The sequence below is a fragment of the Pseudomonas guariconensis genome (assembly GCF_900102675.1).
Classification (GTDB): domain Bacteria; phylum Pseudomonadota; class Gammaproteobacteria; order Pseudomonadales; family Pseudomonadaceae; genus Aquipseudomonas; species Aquipseudomonas guariconensis.
Genome location: NZ_FMYX01000013.1, coordinates 121788 through 142776 on the forward strand (window position 1 = coordinate 121788; position 20989 = coordinate 142776).

13 protein-coding genes are annotated in these 20989 nt (G+C 63.4%); 9 read left to right on the plus strand and 4 right to left on the minus strand.

Features of this window, described 5'->3' with window-relative positions; all coding sequences use genetic code 11:
• Window positions 1–47: 47 nt before the first annotated feature.
• From BLS27_RS19935 to BLS27_RS19950, 4 genes are all read left to right on the plus strand, one after another.
• Window positions 48–3155, plus strand: a complete 3108-nt coding sequence (locus BLS27_RS19935) for an efflux RND transporter permease subunit (protein ID WP_090346531.1) — start codon at window positions 48–50, stop codon at window positions 3153–3155.
• Window positions 3152–4639 (plus strand): efflux transporter outer membrane subunit, encoded by a 1488-nt coding sequence (locus BLS27_RS19940; protein WP_070571375.1) that lies wholly within the window; start codon window positions 3152–3154, stop codon window positions 4637–4639. The genes BLS27_RS19935 and BLS27_RS19940 overlap by 4 nt, the downstream gene beginning before the upstream one ends.
• Before the next feature lie 260 nt (window positions 4640–4899).
• Window positions 4900–9246 carry a SpvB/TcaC N-terminal domain-containing protein gene (locus BLS27_RS19945; RefSeq protein ID WP_167358123.1) on the plus strand — a complete coding sequence of 1449 codons (4347 nt, stop codon included), beginning with the start codon at window positions 4900–4902 and terminating at the stop codon, window positions 9244–9246.
• Window positions 9247–9395: 149 nt separating this feature from the next.
• Window positions 9396–11477: a putative bifunctional diguanylate cyclase/phosphodiesterase gene (locus tag BLS27_RS19950; protein ID WP_043212351.1), complete on the plus strand. Its 2082-nt coding sequence runs from the start codon at window positions 9396–9398 to the stop codon at window positions 11475–11477.
• On the opposite strand, the gene BLS27_RS19955 is transcribed toward BLS27_RS19950, so the two are convergent.
• A complete protein-coding gene (locus BLS27_RS19955) occupies window positions 11478–11738 on the minus strand; it encodes a DUF1652 domain-containing protein (protein WP_043212353.1) in 261 nt (86 codons plus the stop codon).
• A gap of 263 nt (window positions 11739–12001) precedes the next feature.
• The gene (locus BLS27_RS19960; protein ID WP_090346535.1) at window positions 12002–12649 is read right to left on the minus strand and encodes a DUF1345 domain-containing protein; all 648 of its coding nucleotides are present in this window, start codon (window positions 12647–12649) and stop codon (window positions 12002–12004) included.
• Window positions 12650–12902: 253 nt separating this feature from the next.
• Here BLS27_RS19960 and BLS27_RS19965 point away from each other — a divergent pair, with 253 nt between their 5' ends.
• A complete protein-coding gene (locus BLS27_RS19965; RefSeq protein WP_090346538.1) occupies window positions 12903–13817 on the plus strand; it encodes a site-specific integrase in 915 nt (304 codons plus the stop codon).
• 30 nt (window positions 13818–13847) lie between these two features.
• Here BLS27_RS19965 and BLS27_RS19970 read toward each other — a convergent pair whose 3' ends face one another.
• Window positions 13848–15038: a type II secretion system F family protein gene (locus BLS27_RS19970; protein ID WP_090346542.1), complete on the minus strand. Its 1191-nt coding sequence runs from the start codon at window positions 15036–15038 to the stop codon at window positions 13848–13850.
• Window positions 15039–15049: 11 nt separating this feature from the next.
• Complete coding sequence (gene gspG, locus BLS27_RS19975) at window positions 15050–15475, minus strand: type II secretion system major pseudopilin GspG (protein ID WP_043212360.1); 426 nt, start codon at window positions 15473–15475, stop codon at window positions 15050–15052.
• 182 nt (window positions 15476–15657) lie between these two features.
• On the opposite strand from gspG, the gene BLS27_RS19980 reads away from it, so the two are divergent.
• The 4 genes from BLS27_RS19980 to BLS27_RS19995 all read left to right on the plus strand — a co-directional run bounded on the left by BLS27_RS19980 (window position 15658) and on the right by BLS27_RS19995 (window position 20989).
• The gene (locus tag BLS27_RS19980) at window positions 15658–16254 is read left to right on the plus strand and encodes a lytic transglycosylase domain-containing protein (protein ID WP_090346545.1); all 597 of its coding nucleotides are present in this window, start codon (window positions 15658–15660) and stop codon (window positions 16252–16254) included.
• Window positions 16255–16354: 100 nt separating this feature from the next.
• Window positions 16355–17809, plus strand: coding sequence for a sensor histidine kinase (locus tag BLS27_RS19985; protein WP_043212364.1), 1455 nt, complete (start codon window positions 16355–16357; stop codon window positions 17807–17809).
• 293 nt (window positions 17810–18102) lie between these two features.
• A complete protein-coding gene (locus tag BLS27_RS19990; protein WP_090346548.1) occupies window positions 18103–19596 on the plus strand; it encodes a sensor histidine kinase in 1494 nt (497 codons plus the stop codon).
• On the plus strand, window positions 19565–20989 hold the full coding sequence (locus tag BLS27_RS19995; RefSeq protein WP_090346551.1) for a sigma-54-dependent transcriptional regulator: 1425 nt from the start codon (window positions 19565–19567) through the stop codon (window positions 20987–20989). The genes BLS27_RS19990 and BLS27_RS19995 overlap by 32 nt, the downstream gene beginning before the upstream one ends.

Genomic DNA, 20989 nt, shown 5'->3' on the forward strand with positions numbered 1-20989 from the left:
GGCGACGCTCTTTCTCCTAGCGTGCAGCTCGTGGCTTGGAGCTTCCAATGAACCTGTCCGGCCCGTTCATTCGCCGGCCTGTGGCGACCATGCTACTGAGCCTGGCGATCATGCTCTTGGGGGGCGTGAGCTTCGGCTTGCTGCCGGTGTCTCCATTGCCGCAGATGGACTTTCCCGTGATCGTGGTGCAGGCCAACTTGCCGGGGGCCAGCCCTGAGGTGATGGCGGCCACCGTGGCCACGCCGCTGGAGCGCAAGCTTGGCAGCATCGCCGGGGTCACTACGCTGACCAGCAGCTCCAACCAGGGCTCGACCCGGGTGATCATCGGTTTTGACATGGGACGCGACATCGACGGTGCGGCGCGCGAGGTGCAGGCTGCGATCAACGCCACCCGCAACCTGCTGCCCAGCGGTATGCGCAGCATGCCCACCTACAAGAAGATCAACCCCTCCCAGGCACCGATCATGGTGCTGTCGCTGACCTCCGAGGTCCTGTCCAAAGGCCAGCTCTACGACATGGCCGACACCATCCTGGCCCAGAGCCTGGCCCAGGTCAGCGGGGTAGGGGAAGTGCAGATCGGCGGCAGCTCGCTGCCGGCGGTGCGCATCTCGGTGGAACCCCAATTGCTCAACCAGTACGGCTTGTCCCTCGATGAAGTGCGCACCGCGGTGGCCAATGCCAACCAGCGCCGGCCCATGGGCTTCGTCGAAGATGCCGAGCGCAACTGGCAGGTGCGTGCCAACGACCAGCTGGAAACAGCCAAGGACTACGAGCCGCTGGTGATCCGCCAGCAGGACGGCGCAATCCTGCGCTTGTCCGATGTGGCGAGCATCACCGACGGCGTCGAGAACCGCTACAACAGTGGCTTTTTCAATGATCAGGCCGCGGTGCTGCTGGTGGTCAACCGCCAGACCGGCGCCAACATCATCCAGACCGTCGACGAGATCAAGGCACAGTTGCCAGCCTTGCAGTCGCTGCTGCCGGCAAGCGTCAAGCTCAACGTGGCCATGGACCGCTCGCCGGTGATCAAGGCCACCTTGAAGGAAGCCGAGCACACCCTGCTGATCGCGGTGGTGCTGGTGATCCTGGTGGTGTATCTGTTCCTGGGCAATGTCCGTGCGTCGTTGATTCCCAGTCTGGCCGTGCCGGTCTCGCTGGTGGGCACCTTCGCGATCATGTACCTGTGCGGGTTCTCTTTGAACAACCTGTCGTTGATGGCGTTGATCCTTGCCACGGGGTTGGTGGTGGACGATGCCATCGTGGTGCTGGAGAACATCTCCCGCCATATCGAGGATGGCCAGCCGCCCATGCGCGCGGCCTACCTCGGCGCCAAGGAGGTGGGCTTCACCCTGCTGTCGATGAACGTCTCGCTGGTGGCGGTGTTCGTTTCCATCCTGTTCATGGGCGGCATCGTGCGGGGGCTGTTCCAGGAGTTTTCCATCACCCTGGCCGCGGCGATCCTGGTGTCGCTGCTAGTGTCGCTGACCCTCACCCCCATGCTTTGCTCGCGCTGGCTCAAACCCCACGCCCAGGAACAGAACCGCCTGCAGCGCTGGAGTGACCAATTGCACCAGCGCATGGTGGCGGCCTACGACCACAGCCTGGGTTGGGCGCTGCGTCACAAGCGGCTCACGCTGATCAGCCTGCTGGTGACCATCGGTGTCAACATCGCCCTGTACGTGGTGGTGCCCAAGACGCTCATGCCCCAGCAGGACACCGGGCAGTTGCAGGGCTTCATCCGTGGCGACGATGGCCTGTCGTTCAGCGTGATGCAGCCGAAGATGGAAATCTACCGCCGCGCCTTGCTGGCCGACCCGGCGGTAGAGAGCGTGGCAGGCTTCATTGGCGGCAACAGTGGGACCAACAATGCCTTCGTGCTGGTGCGCCTCAAGCCCATCGGCGAGCGCAAGCTGTCGGCCCAGCAGGTGATCGAACGCCTGCGCAAGGAAATGCCCAAGGTGCCCGGTGGCCGGTTGTTCCTGATGGCCGACCAGGATTTGCAGCTGGGCGGAGGCGGGCGTGACCAATCCACCTCGCAGTACCTCTATACCCTGCAAAGTGGCGACTTGAGCGCCTTGCGCGAGTGGTTTCCGAAGGTGGTCGCAGCCCTGCGCGCCTTGCCCGAGCTGACGGCCATCGATGCCCGTGACGGCGCCGGTACCCAGCAGGTGACGCTGGTGGTGGACCGCGACCAGGCCAAGCGCTTGGGGATCGACATGGAGATGGTCACCACGGTGCTGAACAACGCCTACAGCCAGCGGCAGATCTCGACCATCTACGACAGCCTCAACCAGTACCAAGTGGTGCTGGAGATCAACCCAAAGTACGCCTGGGACCCGAGCACCCTGGAACAGGTCCAGGTGATCACCGCCGACGGTGCGCGTGTGCCGTTGTCGAGTTTCGCCCGCTACGAGAACAGTCTGGCCAATGACCGTGTCAGCCACGAAGGGCAGTTCGCTTCCGAAGCCATCGCCTTCGACGTCGCCGAAGGCTACAGCCCCGACCAGGCCATGGCCGCGGTGGAGCGCACGGTGGCCAAGCTCGGCCTGCCGGAGGAAGTGATCGCCAAGCTTGGCGGTACCGCCGATGCCTTCGCCAAGACCACCCAGGGCCAGCCGCTGATGATCCTCGGCGCCCTGGTGCTGGTGTATCTGGTGCTGGGTATCCTCTATGAAAGCTACATCCATCCGCTGACCATTCTTTCCACCTTGCCTTCGGCCGGGGTGGGCGCCTTGCTGGCGCTGTACGCCACCGGGGGCGAGTTCAGCCTGATCTCGCTGTTGGGCTTGTTCCTGCTGATCGGGGTGGTGAAGAAGAACGCCATCCTGATGATCGACCTGGCCCTGCAACTGGAGCGCAACGATGGCCTGAGCCCGGAGGAGTCCATCCGCCGAGCGTGCCTGCTGCGCCTGCGCCCGATCCTGATGACCACGCTGGCCGCCATCCTCGGCGCGCTGCCGCTGCTGCTCAGCCGTGCCGAGGGCGCCGAAATGCGCCAGCCCCTGGGCCTGACGATCATCGGTGGCCTGGTGTTCAGCCAGGTTCTGACCCTCTACACCACGCCTGTGGTCTACCTGTACCTCGACCGCCTGCGCCATCGGTTCAACCGCTGGCGTGGCGTGCGCACCGACGCCGCACTGGATACCCCGCTATGAACTTTGCCCAGACCCCACTTCACCACGCCCTGAAGCTGCTCACCCGTGGGCGCGGCTCGCGCCTGGTCGGCGCCGGGCTTTGCGTGGCGCTGCTCAGCGCCTGTACCCTGAGCCCGGACTATCACCGCCCGGAAACCGCCACGTCAGCGCAGTTCAAGCAGGCCGAGGGCTGGACCCAGGCCAACCCCTCCGATGCGATTGCCCGCGGCGCCTGGTGGGAGATTTACGGCGATGCAGAGCTCAATGCCCTGGTCGAGGAACTCAACCGCAACAACCAGACCGTTGCCCAATACGAGGCCCAGTACCGTCAGGCCCAGGCCTTGGTGCGTAGCAGCCGGGGCGCGTTGTTCCCAAGCCTGGACCTTTCCGTGGGCAAGACCCGTTCGGCCCAGGGCACCGGTAGTAGCAGTTCGAGCCTGTCGAACAACAGCAGCGGCATCCGCAACACCTATAACGCCCAGCTTGGCGTGAGCTGGGAGATCGACCTTTGGGGCAAGTTGCGCGAGACGCTCAATGCCAATGAGGCCAGTGCCCAGGCCAGTCTCGCGGACCTGGCGGCGATCCGCCTTAGCCTGCAGTCGGAGCTGGTGCAGAACTACCTGCAGCTGCGTGTGATCGATGAGCAGAAGCGCTTGCTGGAGGCCACCGTGGCCGCCTATGCACGTTCGCTGCGAATGAACGAAAACCAGTACCGCGCTGGGGTTGCCGGGCCCGATGCCGTGGCGCAGGCGCGCACCCAGCTCAAGAGCACCGAGGCTGACCTGATCGATCTGGCCTGGCAGCGCGCGCAGTACGAAAATGCAATCGCTGTGCTGCTGGGCAAGGCGCCGGCGGACTTCGCCCTGGCCGATAGCAAACGCATCCCGGCCTTGCCGCAGATCCCTGTGTCGCTGCCTTCGCAACTGCTCGAGCGCCGCCCCGACATCGCCTCGGCCGAGCGTAACGTGATGGCCGCCAACGCCAACATCGGCGTGGCGCGCTCGGCGTACTTCCCGGATTTGAGCCTGAGCATGAGCGGTGGGTACTCCAGCAGCAGCTTCAGCAACTGGATCGAGCTGCCCAACCGCTACTGGTCGGTGGGGCCTTCGCTGGCCATGACCCTGTTCGACGCCGGTCGGCGCAGTGCCGAGGTGGATCGCACCGTGGCGGTATACGACCAGACCGTGGCCCAGTACCGGCAAACCGTGCTCGATGGCTTCAAAGAGGTCGAGAACTATCTGGTTCAGCTCAAGGTGTATGGGGACGAAGCCGTGGTACGCCAGGAAGCGCTGGATGCTGCCCGTGAATCGCTGCGCCTGACCGAAAACCAGTACCGTGCCGGACTGATCGGCTACCTGGATGTCGTCAACGTCCAAACCACCGCGCTCAGCAACGAACGCAGTGTGTTGACCTTGCTTCAGGGCAGGCTGGTCGCCAGCGTGCAGTTGATTGCCGCGTTGGGCGGTGGCTGGGATGCCCAGCAAGCGTTTGCCGAGGCGGATTAGGTTCGCTAGCGGTCGGTAAAGATGCGCAGGCTGGCAGGTGCAGCGCAAGCATCTTTTCCTGCCGGGCGCCACCTAGTGTTTCGGGCAGTTCTGCCCCGTTGGGCCGATGGATAAGCTTTTTCGAAGCTTGAGCGATCTCGCCCTGCATGCGCGTCAGAGCGCCCGCCAACAGCGGGCGGGCATGCAGGCACGCTCCTTCCATGCCATCCAGTAGTCTGCGCCGTTCCCGCGACATGCGGGAGGGCGCGCAGGAGCCCAACATGCCTGATTCATCCTCTACGTCCGTGGACTCTCGCCGCGACCCCTTGTTTACCCCGCCGTCGCTACCCAAAGGCGGCGGTACCGTCTCCATCGGTGGCGGCATGCTGTCCGTCGGCAGCGCCGATGGTGCGGCCGGCTGGTCGTTGCCGTTGCCCCTGCCCACCGGGCGCGAGCTGTCGCCGTCGTTGACGCTGAGCTACAGCTCAGGTGGCGGTAACGATGCGTTCGGCGCCGGCTGGCATTGCCCGCTGCCTGCGGTATCGCGCATGAGCCGTTTCGGCATCCCACGGTATAACGACGACGATCGTTTGGCCGGCCCAGACGGCGAGGAAATCCTGCGCGACAAAGCAGGTGTGCGTATCGAGCGCAGCTTGCCGTTCTCCACAGTCATCGCTGAGTACACGGTCACGCCCTGGGTGTCGCGCAGCGGCGGCCGCGGGGAGCGTCTCGAACACTGGCGGCCCAACGCAAGCCCCGATTCACCAGGCTTCTGGCTCAACTACCATGCCGACGGCAGCATCACCTTGTTCGGCTGGTCGGCCAGCGCCCGATTGAGCGATCCGCAGGACCCTTCGCGGGTGGCTGGCTGGTACGCCGAAGAGACGGTCAGCGCCAAGGGCGAGCACTTGGTCTACACCTATCGCCGTGAGGATGACGCTGGCTGCGACGTCCAGGAACTGGCTGCCCACCGGCAGGTGACGAATCTGTATTTGGTCGGCGTGCATGCGCTGAACGCGACCCCGTCGGACGCTTTGCTGGTGCCTGAAGGCGCTTTCGACGCCGAGGACTTCATGAGCGTAATGCTGTTCGATTATGGCGAGCGCAATACGCCCCTGGATGTTCCCCCGCCGTTCGAGACGGACGCGCCTTGGCCGGTTCGCCAGGACCGCTACAGTTTCTGGCGCTGGGGCTTCAACACGCGCGTACGGCGTCTGTGCCGAGACGTCATGCTCTGGCACCGTACCCAGATGATGGCCGCAAAGGCCGATACGACCCCGGTGCTGGTCTCGCGCCTGCACCTTGTCCACGAACATTCAGCCGTGGCGACACTGCTGATGTCGGCCCAGCTGGTGGCCTATGAACCAGACGGTACGCCGGTGACCCTGCCACCGACGGAGTTCGAGCTGAGCCGGCCGGGGCGCAAGGCACCGGCCTGGGACGCGCTGCCTGAACTGGACGGCTTCAGCCCGCCTCGCTGGCAGATGGCCGATCTGCATGGCGAAGGCGTGCCAGGGCTGCTTTACCAGCACGAAGGTGCCTGGCACTACCGCGCACCGCAGCGCGATGCCACGCAAGGAGCGGATGCCGTGACGTGGGGCGGGCCACAGGTACTACCCCAGGTTCCAGCCATGGCGGCAGGCGTCTTGACCGACCTGAACGGTGATGGCCGGCCCGAGTGGCTGATCGCCCAGCCGGGCATGCATGGCAGCTTCACCCTTGGCCCGGATGGCCAGTGGAGCCGGTTCATTCCCCTCCAGGCCCTGCCCTCGGAATGGTTGAACCCCAGCGCCCAGCGGGTCGACCTGACGGGCGCAGGACTGCTGGATGTCGCCATGATCGGCCCGCGCAGTGTCCGGTTGTGGGCCAGTGCTGCCGGCGAAGGCTGGCAGCGGGCGAGTGATACGCCATACCTGGGGACGACGCCATTACCCTTGGAGGGCGGTGAGCATCGGCTGGTGGCATTCGCTGATCCGGCCGGCAGCGGCCAGCAGCATCTGATGGAAATTACTGGGCAGGGCGTCACCTATTGGCCGTCGCTCGGCCATGGCCGCTTCGGTGAGCCAATCGACATCGGCGGCTTCGCCGTGGAGAACTTCAGCGCCTCGCGGGTGTTTCTCGGGGATACGGATGGCAGCGGCACCACCGACATCCTGTACCGCGAGGCCGACCGTGTGAGGGTGTTCATCAGCCAGGCCGGCAACCGCTTCGTGGAGGCTGCGCCAGTGCCAGCGCCGAAGGGAGTGGTGCTGGATGACACCTGCCTGCTGCAGGTGACGGACCTGCGCGGACAGGGCACGGTAGAGCTGGTGCTGACCGTGCCGCACATGGCGCCACGGACCTGGGCATACCGTTTCAACGACCGGCGGCCGTGGTTGCTGGCCCAGGTCTGCACCAACACCGGAAGCCGTACTCAGTTCGACTACCGCAGCTCAGCCCAGGGCTGGCTGGATGAAAAAGCCGCCTTGACCGCACAAGGCAAGGCGGCGGTGAGCCTGCTGCCGTTTCCGGTACACATGCTCAGCCGAGTGACCACGGTCGATGACATCAGCGGGCTGCGTACCGTCAGCGGCATGACATACCTGCGCGGCATCTGGGACGGTATCGAACGAGAGTTTCGCGGGTTTACCCGCCTGATCCAGACCGACACGCTGGTCGAGGCCCAGGGCACTGCGCCAGAGCGTTCGCCACCTGCACAGATCCGCACCTGGTTCCTCAGTGGAATCGAAGCTTATGACACGACCTTGGAGGGCATATTTGCGGCGCCGGGCTCGGCGGAGTCTGACTTTGCCGTCAGCCCGCTGCGCATCACCCGGCTGGAAACCGACCAGCAGGAGGTGCCCTACGCGCCGGAGGGCGAGACACGGCGTTGGCTGTTGCGCGCGCTGAAGGGAATGCCGGTGCGTACGGAAACCTACGGTCTGGACGGCAGCGATCGGGCGGGCGTGCCCTACAGCATCACCCGCCAGCGTTTTCAGATACGGGCCTATGAGACCGGCATTCCGACGAAGCCTGCGGCGCTGGTAACCGCGGTGGAGCATTTGACGTTGGCTACGGAGCGTATCGCTGAGGACCCGGTGGTTTCGCAGGTGGTCATCCTGGAGCAAGACCTTTATGGCAGCGTCCTGCAAAGCATGGACATCCGCTATCCGCGCAGGGATGCCGTCACGCCATCGCCTTACCCGGACACGTTGCCTGAAGGGCTTGAGGCCGCTTCTCGCGACGCGCAACAGAACGTGGTGTGGCTGACGTTATCGCGTCAGCGAGTGCGCAACCTGCATGACGGGCATGTTCATCTGACCGGCCTGAGCGAAGGGGAGCGTACTGACGTGCTGCAACTGGAGTCGGCACAGGTACCCGAGGGGGGCTTCACCGTGGAAAGCCTGCAGGCAGAGCAGGGGCCTCTTGCGCGACTGGACGATGCCGCGTTGAGTCAATACAGGCGTGTGCAGTGGTGCGACACCTCGGGCGAACTGACTGAAGTGCCGGTGCGTCAGGCGCTGGTGGCTCACACCGAGACGGCCATGCTGGAGCAGGCGTCGCTGGTCGCTTTCGAAGACCACATCCCCCAAGCGGAGCTGGAGCGTCTGTTGAATCAGGGCGGCTACCGTATCGGTGAGCTACCGGAGGACGGCAAGTGCGTCTATCTGGGACGCCATGGCCTGGCGCGCTACTGCGGCGCCGAAGGTTTCTACCGGCTGGTCGGTGCGCGGGACAGCGAACTGACGGGAGAGGTGGTTGTGCAATGGACGGCTCATGGACTGGCCGTGCAGCAGGTGACCGACGCAGCAGGTTTGTGCACGCGCTTTAGCCATGACTGGCGTTTCATGACGGTAATGTCGTTCATCGATCCGAACGACAATGTGCGGTCGGTGATGTTCGATGCACTGGGACGGGTGGTCCAGAGCCGATTCCACGGCACGGAAAATGGCGAAAAGGCGGGTTACCACCCCACGCGGGCATTCGAAGTGCCGACATCGATGGAGGCCATGCTGTCGCTCGAAGGCGGCGACGTGCCGGTCCACACGGCGCACCTGCTGGTGACCGACAGCTGGATGCTCCCGGCCCGTGACGAGCAAGGCAGGTTTCAACCTGGGCGCGTCGGCGAACTTGCGCTCAGGCGTTTTGCCCAGACGCATGGGCTCGAGATTGACCTGGACCAAGGGCGCGAGCCGCCGCACATCATCAGCCTGTTGACCGATCGCTACGACGGTGACCCGCAGCAGCAGGTGCGCTTGAACGTGACCTACAGCGACGGGGGCGGGCGTGCATTGCAGACCTCGGTCTTGCATGAGCCGGGAGAGGCACTGGTCCGCACCTCCAAGGGCGAGCTGGAGATGGATGAGCATGGCAAGGCTGTCACGGCCCATGCCGCCATACGTTGGGCCGTGAGCGGAAAGACTGAGTACGACAACAAGGGACAACCGGTGCGAACCTGGCTGCCGTTCTACCTGAACGATTGGCGCCCGGTGAGCGATCAGCGCACGGGCGAGGGACTCTATGCCGATACTCATCTGTACGATGCCACTGGGCGTGTGTGCCGCGTGATCACTGCCGCGGGCTACGAGCGACGCACGCAGTACTACCCCTGGTTCACGGTCTCGGAGGACGAAAACGATACGGCATGACCGAACCCGCCGCGCAGGCCCCGGGCGGGGTCTGCGCGGTGGCTTGGTAGGCTCGTTGTCACCCCCAAAAAGCCCGTGCGTTTCCCTAACGCTTGAGTACAATAATCAACTTTTCGGGCCCCTTGCTCAGCCCCTTTGCTGGAATCTAAATGCTGATCGGTAGCTACTCCTCCGCGCTGGTGTTGATCTCGCTGTGCGTTGCCATCCTTGCCTCCTATACCGCCCTGGACCTCACTGGCCGGATCGCCACGGCGCAGGGACGTGCGGCTCACCTGTGGATGGGGGGCGGGGCCTTTGCCCTGGGTATCGGTATCTGGTCGATGCATTTCATCGGCATGCTTGCCTTCAGCCTGCCGATCGAGCTGGGGTATGACTGGACGCTCACCGGGCTATCGCTGCTGATCGCGGTCCTGTCGTCGGGCTTCGCCCTGTGGCTGGTCAGCCAGCCGAGCCTGCCGATGCTGCAGTTGGGGCTGGGGGCACTGATCATGGGCGGTGGCATCGCCAGTATGCATTACACCGGCATGGCTGCACTGCAGATGGTGCCGGGCATCGATTATGACCCGACCCTCTTCGGCGCCTCGTTGGCCATCGCCGTAGGGGCATCGGCGGCGGCCCTGTGGATCGCGTTCCGTCTGCGTCGTCATACCCCCTATGTGCGGCACATCCGCGGGGCGGCGGCGGTGGTGATGGGGATGGCCATCGTCGGCATGCACTACACCGGCATGGCGGCGGCCAATTTCCCAGAAGGCAGCTTCTGCGGTGCCCTGGCCAACGGCCTGCGTGGCGACGGCCTGGATTCGGTCGTGTTGATCACCACCTTGGCGGTGCTCGCCGTGGCGTTGGTCACGTCGGTGCTCGATGCGCGCCTGGAGGCGCGCACCTCGGACCTCGCACGCTCCCTGACCCTGGCCAACCAGGAACTGACCCAGTTGGCCCTGCATGACACCCTTACAGGCCTGCCCAATCGCACCCTACTGGCCGAGCGCATCGACCAGGCCATCAGCAAGGTGGCGGAGCAGGGCGGCTGCTTTGCCCTGATGTTCATTGACCTGGATGGTTTCAAGCCGGTCAACGATGCCTTCGGTCATCATGTGGGCGACCTGCTGCTCAAAGCGGTGGCGGCCCGTTTGCGCGGGCACCTGCACAGCCAGGACACCCTGGCACGCATCGGTGGTGACGAGTTCGTGCTGCTGGTGGAGTTGCAGGAGCCAGCCGATGCCATGGAAGTAGCTGTGAAGCAGGTCAACCTGGTGGCCCGGCCCTACCGGGTGGCCGATCACGACCTGCAGCTCTCGGCGAGCGTGGGGATCGTGCTTTATCCGGGCAATGGGCTGGATCAGCACGAACTGCTGCGTAACGCCGATGCGGCCATGTATCACGCGAAAAGTGCCGGCAAAAACGGCTACAGCTTCTTCGACGTGTCGATGAACAGCAACGCGCGCCAGCAACTGCAACTGCTCCAGGACCTGCGTGCGGCGCTTGAGCATGGCCAGTTCCGCCTGCATTACCAGCCAAAGTTCGATGCGCTCGCCCGTCAGCCGATCGGTGCCGAGGCATTGCTGCGCTGGGAGCATCCGCAGCACGGGCTGCTGTTGCCGGACCGGTTCATCGGCCTTGCCGAGAAGACCGGCCTGATCATTCCAATCGGTGAATGGGTGCTCGGCGAAGCCTGCCGGCAGATGCGCGAGTGGCTCGAGCAGGGGCATGACGACTGGCGTATCGCGGTGAATCTGTCGGCCATCCAGTTCTGTCATGCCGGTCTGGTGGATAGCGTGGCCAGGGCCTTGGCGAGCAACCGGCTGCCGGCCAACCGCCTGACGCTCGAGATCACCGAGACCACGGCCATGCGCGACGCCGACGCGAGCTTGACCGTGCTGCAGAAGCTTTCCGATATGGGGGTGGACCTGTCCATCGATGATTTCGGCACCGGCTATTCAAGCCTGATGTACTTGAAACGGCTGCCGGCCAATGAGCTGAAGATCGACCGAGGTTTTGTTCGCGATCTGGAGCAGGACAGCGACGATGCGGCAATCGTCTCGGCCATCGTCGCCCTGGGCCAGGCCCTTGGGCTGCGCATCGTGGCAGAAGGGGTGGAGACCAGCCGCCAGCAGGAGTTTTTGACCCGCCTGGGGTGTGATTCGCTGCAAGGCTACCTGCTCGGCCAGCCCATGCCCGCCGAGCAGTTCATGAAGGCTCTCAAAACGGTGAGGCAGACCGAGACGCTCTGACTACACCGCATCGCGCAGAGCGCATGAGGGTTCGAATGCGTCCATCTCGGCCTCCACCGCCTCGATGATCCGCTCTACATCCGCGGCCGCCATGATGGCCGCGCAGGGGATGCCGGCAATAGCCAGCAATGTTTCGCCGGTGGCGCGGTCGAACAGCCGGGCGACCATGCTGCGCGGTGCATCCATGCTGGCTTCGAAGCCCAATGGATGGAAATGCCAGCGCATCACCTGGCAGGCGTTGGGGAACGTCATCTTGTTCATGCCAGCCTCCTTGTCCTGATCCTTGACGCGGTGATCGGCCGCTCATTCGGCCGGTAGGAACCTAACCATAGCACCTGTGACGACAGTGTCTCGCGCCTAGCATGACAAATATGCGGTTGCTTGATCTGAATCAGTGCCACGGTCCGGGCAGCAAATCACGGCAAAAGGCCAGGGCAAACGTTTTCCGGGACAAAAGCGGCTGGTCAGGATGGTTCCGCGCGGCTGTCGGAGCATGGTGCTTTTCTGACCAGTGGTGCGGTGCATCAGCCCAACAGGCCGGCGGCAATGTTGATGGTGAAGCCTAGGATTGCCGTGTTGTAGACGAAGCACACCAGCGAATGGGCCAGCACCACTCGACGCATGCCGCGTCCGGCCACACCGATGTCGGAGGTCTGCACGGCGACGCTCAGGGTAAAAGAGAAATAGAGAAAGTCCCAGTAGTCCGGTGCTCGTTCACCGTCCGGAAAGCGCAGCGGCAGCGCGTGGGGATCACTGGTATAGAACAGGCGGGCGTAATGCAGGCTGAAGATGCAACCGATCAGCAGCCAGGAGCCGGCCACCGTCAGACCCGTGTACAAATAATGAAGGGCCTGGTCGTTCCCCTGCAGGCCACGGCTGGCGGCCAGTTGCAACGTAACTGCCGCGAGGCTGGCGATGGCCGCGAAGCAGACGGTGAACAGCACCAGGCCTGCGTTCTCATCTTCCACGCAGGCAACCTTGCGCACGGTGTCGGCATTGGCGCGCCAGGTCAGCCAGAACACCAGCACCAGATACAGCCAGACGCCCAGGTTCCATCCGGCGAGGATGCGCTGCACGGTATCGTCGGTAGGAATCAGCCAGGCGCCGACCAGGCCCGCCAGGATGGCGATGCTCAGGCGAGGGTGGGTGCGGGTGAGGCGGTGGAAAGCCATGCGGTCTCGTCAGTGACAGGAGCATGGCTAACACTCTAGTTCAGCCTGGCCCGCCATCATGCCCAGACTCCGACACCGCGCGCCGCCCTGGGTTCGAACAGGGAGGGTAATGGGGTACTATCACCCGCCGTGCCAGCGGCAAATGCCTTGTATATCAGGATGATGGCACTACCCGGAGGCGTAATGGCCGCCGTGTTTTGTAGTCGATATGGCTTGCCACCCAATCTGAAAGACCCGCTTCAGGATCCATGTTTTGTCCGATTTCTTGCATAACCCACTGTTGCAGTACCTGGCTCGTCTGGCGCCTTCCAGCCAGCTGACCATGCGTTACATCCTCCAGGACGCCGCCGACCGCCTGGGGTTTGTCGACTGCGATATCGTCGACGTGCCCTGGCACGAGCTCGAGCCAGGCCATGTGGTTGCCCTGGTGGCAGCGCTGCGTACCGACGGCTATGCCCCGAACACATCGTCGCTGTATGTCAATGCGGTACGCGGGGTGATGAACGAAGCGTGGCGCCAGGGTCTGATCGACCATGAAAAGCTGTTGCACATTCGCGAGGTCAAGCCGGCAGGCGGCAGCAGGCTGCCGGCGGGGCGCAATTTAAGGCGCAGTCTGATTCGCGAGTTGATGGACATCTGCGCCGCCGATCCGCGCCCTCAGGGCGTACGCGATGCGGCGATCATCGCGCTGCTGTATGGCACCGGCATGCGCAAATCCGAGTCGGTTGACATCGATCTGGACCAAGTGGACTTCGAGGCCCGTAGCTTGCGGGTCATGGGCAAGGGCAATCGCCAGTTGATCAAGTACGCCCCCGTCTGGGCGTTCGAGAAACTGCAGGCCTGGCTGGATCTCCGACGCCAGCATTTGCCGGAAGGAGAGGCCGATGATGAATTCCTGTTCAACCGCATCCGCCGTGGCAACCACATCACACGGGCGCGCATCACCAAGCACGCCATCTACTACATCGCCCGCCAGCGTGGGGCTCAGGTGGGGGTCAAGATCATGCCCCATGATTTTCGCCGGGCATTCATCACCCGGGTGATCGAAGAGCATGACCTGTCCATCGCCCAGAAGCTCGCGCACCATGCCAACATCCAGACCACCGCCAACTACGACCGGCGCGACGACAACGAGCGGCGACGGGCGGTGGATCGGTTCGACTACTGATCAGGTGCGTGCAGCGCACCCATCCCAATGCTAGTGAATACTCGAGGCCAGCTCGAAGATCGGCATGTACATGAGGATCACGATCAGTCCAATCAGCAGGCCGATGAAGGTCATCAGCAGCGGCTCGAACAAGCGTACGAACCATTCCACCCAACGGCCGATCTCCTGATCGTGAAAGTCAGCGCAGCGCTCGAGCATTTCCCCCAGGTTTCCCGACTGCTCACCGGCCCGCAGCAAGCGCAGAGACACCGGTGTGACCAGCTGGCCCAACTCCAGCGCATCGGACAGCGGCAAACCTTCCCCCACTCGTCGGCTGGCCTGTTCAAGCCCTTGCGCCGAGGTGCTGCCCAGCAGGCCGCGGGCCATGCACATCGCGGTGAGGATGGGGATACCACCTTGCAAGAGGATGCCAAGCGAGCGGTAGAAGCGCGCCAACTCATACATCACCAGACGTTGATGCAGCGCGGGCCAACGGCGTAGCTGGCGACTGGCCCAGCGGCGCAGGGCGGGGTTGCGGCGCATCAAGGCCAAGAGGCAAAGGCCCCCCAGTGCCGCCAATGCCAGGGGTAGCTGCTGCGCGTGGAGGAACAGGCCAGTCTTCATCAGAACCTGCGAAAGCCACGGCAGCTCGTTGCCCATGCCTTCGAACACCAGGCTGAAGCGCGGCACAACGTAGCCCAACAAGAACAGCACCACGCCACCCCCCACCAGCAACAGCAGCAGAGGGTAGACCGAGGCACCGACCAGTTTCTGCCGGACCACGTCCAGGCGTTGTCGGTAGCTGATATAGCGGCCCAAGGCATCTCCCAAGGCACCGGTGCGTTCGCTCGACTGCACCAAGGCCACGTACAGCGCCGGGAACACCCGTGGCTGTTCGCCCAAGGCCTGGGACAGCGAGCGGCCCTCGTAGAGTTGGCGTACTAGCGCCTCCAGCACCTTGCGTGAGGAGGCGTTGGGTGCTTTTTCGGCCAGGCTCTCGAGAGCATCGATCAGGGGTAGGCCCGCACTGAGCAACGTGCCCAATTCCTGACTGAACAACACCAGGTCGAACACTGGCGCGCGGCGCAAAGCCAGGACGCGCAGGGCGACGCCCTGGCTGCGAATGCTCACGACCCGTAACCCCTGGTTCTCGGCCTGTCGTCGCGCGTGCTCGGTATCCTCGGCCTCGACCTGCAACTGGACGATGCCTTGGCGACCCAGGGCCTTGAGGCTGTAGCGCATGGCCGTTCTCCTCATTGCCAGCTGGTGATTTCGGCATTTTCCCCGTCTCCGCCGGGCTGGCCGTCCTTGCCCATCGAGAGCAGGTCGTACTCGCCACCATTCTCACCGGGTTGGCGGTAGATATAGGCGCGGCCCCAAGGGTCCTGCGGAACGGCCTTTTGCAAATAAGGGCCGGACCATCGCTGCTCACCGCTGGGGGCCGCCACCAACGCCTGAAGGCCCTGCTCGCTGCTGGGGTAATGCCCGACCTCCAGGCGATACAGGTCAAGGGCCTTGCCCAGGCCCTCTATCTGCGCTCGCGCCACTTTTGCTTCCGAACGGCCGAGCTGGCTGAAGTACTTGGGCGCGACGATGCCGGCCAACAGGCCAAGCACCACCAGGACCACCAACAGTTCGAGCAGGGTGAAGCCACGCTGGGTGATGGATCTGCGTTGCATGGTGAAATCCTCCAGTGCGTTCGGGCAGGTTTGCCTTGCCATGCAACAGCCGTGCACGTCTGGCTCGGGGCCTTGCGCCATGGGGCGCAGCAAGCGGCACAGTGCTTGCGTCGTAGCTGAAAACCTCGGGTTTTCCGGGGCATTTCCCCCACATCAGGGGCCACGACGGGGAGGCAGCCGACATGCGTGGAATCATCCTGGGATTGATCTGGCTCGCGGCGGGCGCCGCCGAGGCCGACATGTACATCTCCATCGATGCCAAGGGCGGCTATGTGCTGTCCAACGTGCACCGGCCCGGCCGGCATTACGAACGGGTCATCCGTGAGCCGGTGGCCCATGCCGGGCCGGCCGATGCTCAATTGATCACCGGTCGGCCCTACGCCGAGCTAGTGGCCAAGGCCGCCGAAGCCCACGGCGTTCCCCAGGCGCTGCTGCACGCGCTGATCAAGGCCGAGTCCGGTTACAACCCCAAGGCGCGCTCGCCCCGGGGGGCAGCCGGACTGATGCAACTGATGCCTGACACGGCGAAGGAGATGGGGGTCAAGGACGTGCTGGACCCTGCATCCAACCTGCAAGGCGGGGCGCGCTATCTCAAGCGCATGCTGACGCTGTTCGACAACGACATCACCTTGGCGGTGGCGGCCTACAACGCCGGGCCCGATGCGGTGATCAGCCGCGGAGGTGTGGTCCCGCCCTTCGCCGAGACGCGCCGCTACGTACCCAATGTGCTGCGTGACTACCGCAAGTTGCAGGGGCTGGCCGAAGATGCGCCGTTGTAGTCGCCGCCAAAGTGTCGCAGGTCAATGTCGCGCAGGGTGTGCCTACTTCCCCAACTCTGGGCTATAACCTTTTGAAGGTGCCCAGCCGTTGGAGTCGACCATGGACCTCGCCCCGCGTTCCGCCAGACTCGATGTGCCCGTTGGCGGCGACAGCAACGTGGCCCGCAAGCCATTCGACCTGCTGCGTTGGTACGCCTGGGTGAGCCTGGCGATCATCGTCTCGATTGCCGTCGGGCTGGGGCTGATCTCCAGCCGCTTCATCATCAACGAGAGTGTCGAGCGAGACGCCTTGCTCTCGGCGCAGTTCATCCAGGCCATTGCCGACGCCGAAGTGCGTCATGTGTCGATCCCCAATGTGCGCACCATGGGCGAGTTGCTCGATCCGCGCACCGACCAGGCCATGCCCGACGTCGACCCCGACGCCCGGCGCCGGGCTCGGGGCGAGTTCCTCGACCATATCGCCCACCTGCCCGACATGCTGCTGGCCAATATCTATGCGCCGGACCGGACGGTGATCTGGTCAAGCAACCCGGCACTGACCGGGAAGTCGATCGAGTCCGACGAGGATCTGGAGCAGGCCTTCGAATACAAGATGCAGGTGTCGGCCAGTTATCACGACTTCGAGGACGCGCGCAGCGAACAGAAGTTCGTGACCCCGCCCCAGCAATTGTTCATCGAGAATTACATTCCTCTGTTCGACGCCGATGGCGAACGGGTCACCGCCATGGTGGAGATCTACAAGGAGCCCCATGACCTGATCGTACGCATCGAGCATGGCCTGTTGTTGATCTGGCTGGCCATCGCGATCGGCGCGAGCCTGGTGTATTTCGGCCTTTACGGCATCATGCGCCGCGCGGCACGGGTGATGGCAGTGCAACAGAAGCGGCTGATCAGCAACGAGACCTACGTGGCGCTGGGCGAGATGTCTTCGGCGGTCGCCCATAGCTTGCGCAACCCATTGGCTAGCATCCGTTCCAGTGCCGAGCTGGCTCAGGCATTCGACGAAGGGCCGGCGCAGAAAAACATCAGCGACATCATCAGCCAGGTGGACCGCATGTCTCAATGGGTACGCCAGCTCTTGCAGTCGCTGCGCCCGCTCAATGACGACGCGGTGCCGGTTGACCTCTCCCAGGTGCTGCAAGAGAGCCTGCAGGCGTTTGCCGTGCCGCTGGCGCGCAGCGGCGTGAACCTGGACGTAAAGCCGCTGCCCTCGGTGCAGGTGGTGGGCCATCCGGTGTTGCTGGGGCAGATCTTCAACAGCTTGATCGCCAATGCGCTGGAATCCATGGAGAAGGGTGGCCAGTTGCGAGTGGAAGTGGTGCGCCGGGATCGACGCAGCCTGACCTTGCGCCTGTCGGACACCGGGCGGGGTATGAGCGACCAGCAGCAACGCATGGCTTTTCGGCCGTTCTTCACCACCAAACAGGGCGGTTTGGGGGTTGGCCTGGTGCTGGTCAAGCGGATCATGGAACGCTTCGCAGGCTCGGTTCGGTTGAGCAGCCGCGAAGGGCAAGGTACCAGCGTTTCGCTGAATTTTCGCTTGGTCAAATCATGATGTTCTACGTTGCAATTGCCTCGTATCTACCTGATTTAATAAGAAAATTGACTTAGTTGGGTGATGTTACCCAATAGTGGGGGATTCATCTCGAATCGATCTCTAATTTGCGTCGTAACTACCTGATAACAGTGGTTATTTTCTATTGGTACGTAGGTGGCTGAGAACTTGCAGCAAGATGATAGCGACCAATGGCAGCGGCAAGAGTTCAGGCAAAGTGCTATCACGTTGCTACAGGCAGTAGCACTGTCCTGATACTCCATCCCCCGAAGCCTTCGAACGGGAACGATGCGATGCAGATGCTGGAACACGATCTTCCGGACAAGACTGCCAGCCCCTCCACTGGGCTCGCTGCGCCCTTGCGCGAGTTCAACCTGCTGCGCTGGTTCTCGGTCATCAGCTTGCTGATCATCGCAACGGTGGCCGGCGCCTTGGGTTACTTCTCGACTCGCTTCGTGGTGCGCGACAGCGTCGAACGCGATGCCATGCTCACCGCCCAGTTCATCCAGGCCATGGCTCAGGCCGAGGTTCGCCATTCGCAACTGCCCCCGGGCACCACCATGGGCGAGTTGCTCGACCCGCGCCTGGACAATCAGCATTTGCAGATCCCCCCGGCTCTGGTGCAATCGACCCGCGGCGAATTCCTCGATCACGTGGCGCACCTTCCGGACATCTTGCTGGCCAATGTCTACGCCCATGACCGCACGATTGTCTGGTCGACCAACCCGCAATTGCTGGGCAAGCGCATTGCCGAAGACGACGACTTGGACGAGGCCTTCCACTCGCGCAAGCCGGTCTCAGCGAGCTATCACAAGGCGGAAGATGACCGGGAAGAGCAGAAATTCCAGCGCGAACCACGCTATTTGTTCATCGAGAACTACATTCCGCTGTTCGACAGCCAAGGCGAGCAAGTGCTGTCGATGGTCGAAATCTACAAGGAGCCCCAAGATCTGGTGCGACGCATTCAGCGCGGCTATGTGCTGATCTGGTGCTCGACTCTGGTGGGCGGAGCGCTGATTTATTTCGGCCTGTTCTGGATCGTGCGCCGGGCTGCGGGGATGCTGCATCATCAGCAAGATCGCCTGGTGGCCAGCGAGACCTACGTGGCCTTGGGCGAGATGTCTTCGGCCGTGGCCCATAGCCTGCGCAACCCATTGGCCAACATTCGTTCCAGCGCAGAGTTAGCCCAGGAAATCGCAAGCGATCCGGCGCGCAAGAACATTGCCGACATCATCAGCCAGGTTGACCGGATGTCACGCTGGGTGCGTGATTTGCTGGTGTCGCTGCGACCGACCAGTGACGAGGCCGAAGCGGTGGATCTGGTGGCGGCTATCGAGGATACCCGGCTGGCATTCTTGCAGCAGATCGAGCGCAACGGCGTGCAGTTCAGCTTCGAGGGGCCGGCCCAACAGTGGGTAGCCAGCCAACCGCTGCAACTGACCCAAATCCTCAACAGCCTGTTCGCCAATGCTTTGGAAGCCATGCCCAAGGGCGGCCTGTTGTGCGCCGAAGTCAGTTGCCTGGAAGGGCAGCAGGTGCGCCTGGTGCTCAGCGATACCGGCAAAGGCATGAGTCAGCAACAGGAACGGATGGTGTTCAAGCCGTTCTTCACCACCAAGCAGGGCGGCCTCGGCGTGGGCCTGGCCCTGGTCAAGCGCATCATGGAACGCTTTGGTGGCTCGGTCAGCCTGACCAGCCGCGAAGAGGAAGGAACCCGCGTGAGTCTTGTATTCAATATTGCAGCGGGAGGGGACCATGGGGCCCAGCATTCTGGTGGTCGAGGATGACGAGATCCTCGCGGACAACATACGTACCTACCTCGGTTTGAAGGGGTTCGAAGTCACGGTCTGCCATAGCGCGGAGCTGGCTCTGGAGCAGGTCAAGCAAGGCTTGCCCGATGCCGTACTGACTGACAACTCCCTGCCGGGCATGAACGGCCACGAGCTGTTGCGCGCACTGATCACCCAGGCGCCGGAGCTCAAGGTGATCATGATGACCGGATACGGCAATGTCGAAGACGCCGTGCTGGCCATGAAAGAAGGCGCGTTCCATTACCTGACCAAGCCGGTGGTGCTGGCCGAACTCAAGCTGATGCTCGATAAAGCCCTGGCGGCCGAGCGCATGGAACGCACCTTGTCGTTCTACCAAGAGCGTGAGGCGCAGAAGTCTGGGTTGCAGGCGTTGATCGGCGAATCCTCGGCGATGCTGAACCTCAAGCACACCCTGCGCCAGTTGCTCGATGCAGAGCAGCGCATGGCCAGCGACGACCTGCCACCGGTGCTGATCGAAGGGGAAACAGGCACCGGCAAGGAGCTGGTGGCGCGCGCCCTGCATTTTGACGGCTCGCGCAGCAAGGGGCCTTTCATTGAATTCAACTGCGCCTCGATCCCGGCCAATTTGCTGGAGGCCGAACTGTTCGGTCACGAGAAGGGCGCGTTCACCGATGCCAAGGAGCGTCGTGTGGGCTTGGTCGAGGCCGCCGATGGCGGGACGCTCTTCCTCGATGAGATCGGCGAGATGGACCTGGTGCTGCAGGCCAAGCTGCTCAAGCTGCTGGAGGATCGCAGCATCCGCCGGATCGGGGCGGTCAAGGAGCGCAAGGTGGACCTGCGGGTCATCAGCGCCACCAACTGCAACCTGGAGCAGATGGTGCAGCAGGGCAAGTTTCGACGCGACCTGTTCTTCCGCCTGCGCATCATCGCGCTGAAGGTGCCGCGGCTATACGCACGCGGTCAGGACATTCTGCTGCTGGCCAGGCACTTCCTGGCTCACCATGGGCGCCGATATGGCAAACCCCATCTGCGCTTTTCTGCTGAAGCCGAGGCGCTGATGCTGGGTTACAGCTGGCCAGGCAATGTACGAGAACTGCGTAACATGCTCGAGCAGACGGTCCTGCTGGCGCCCAATGATGTCGTGGCCGCGCACCAGCTGAACCTGTGCATGACCCTGGTGGACGAACCCATGAGCTTACCCACGTCGGTGGCTTTCGAGCCGCCACGGCATGAGCCGGAGCCTGGGACCAGCCTGCCGGACATGGAACGCGACCTGGTGTGCCGGACCCTCGACCGCACGGATTGGAACGTCACCAAGTCGGCACGTCTGCTGGGGCTATCGCGGGATATGTTGCGCTACCGCATCGAGAAACTGGGGCTGACCCGGCCTGACAAGCGACAGTGGTGA

Coding starts and splice junctions, on each gene's coding strand:
- BLS27_RS19935 (WP_090346531.1), top strand. CDS start 48: ATGAACCTGTCCGGCCCGTTCATTCGCCGGCCTGTGGCGACCATGCTA.
- BLS27_RS19940 (WP_070571375.1), top strand. CDS start 3,152: ATGAACTTTGCCCAGACCCCACTTCACCACGCCCTGAAGCTGCTCACC.
- BLS27_RS19945 (WP_167358123.1), top strand. CDS start 4,900: ATGCCTGATTCATCCTCTACGTCCGTGGACTCTCGCCGCGACCCCTTG.
- BLS27_RS19950 (WP_043212351.1), top strand. CDS start 9,396: ATGCTGATCGGTAGCTACTCCTCCGCGCTGGTGTTGATCTCGCTGTGC.
- BLS27_RS19955 (WP_043212353.1), bottom strand. CDS start 11,738: ATGAACAAGATGACGTTCCCCAACGCCTGCCAGGTGATGCGCTGGCAT.
- BLS27_RS19960 (WP_090346535.1), bottom strand. CDS start 12,649: ATGGCTTTCCACCGCCTCACCCGCACCCACCCTCGCCTGAGCATCGCC.
- BLS27_RS19970 (WP_090346542.1), bottom strand. CDS start 15,038: ATGCGCTACAGCCTCAAGGCCCTGGGTCGCCAAGGCATCGTCCAGTTG.
- gspG (WP_043212360.1), bottom strand. CDS start 15,475: ATGCAACGCAGATCCATCACCCAGCGTGGCTTCACCCTGCTCGAACTG.
- BLS27_RS19980 (WP_090346545.1), top strand. CDS start 15,658: ATGCGTGGAATCATCCTGGGATTGATCTGGCTCGCGGCGGGCGCCGCC.
- BLS27_RS19985 (WP_043212364.1), top strand. CDS start 16,355: ATGGACCTCGCCCCGCGTTCCGCCAGACTCGATGTGCCCGTTGGCGGC.
- BLS27_RS19990 (WP_090346548.1), top strand. CDS start 18,103: ATGCAGATGCTGGAACACGATCTTCCGGACAAGACTGCCAGCCCCTCC.
- BLS27_RS19995 (WP_090346551.1), top strand. CDS start 19,565: ATGGGGCCCAGCATTCTGGTGGTCGAGGATGACGAGATCCTCGCGGAC.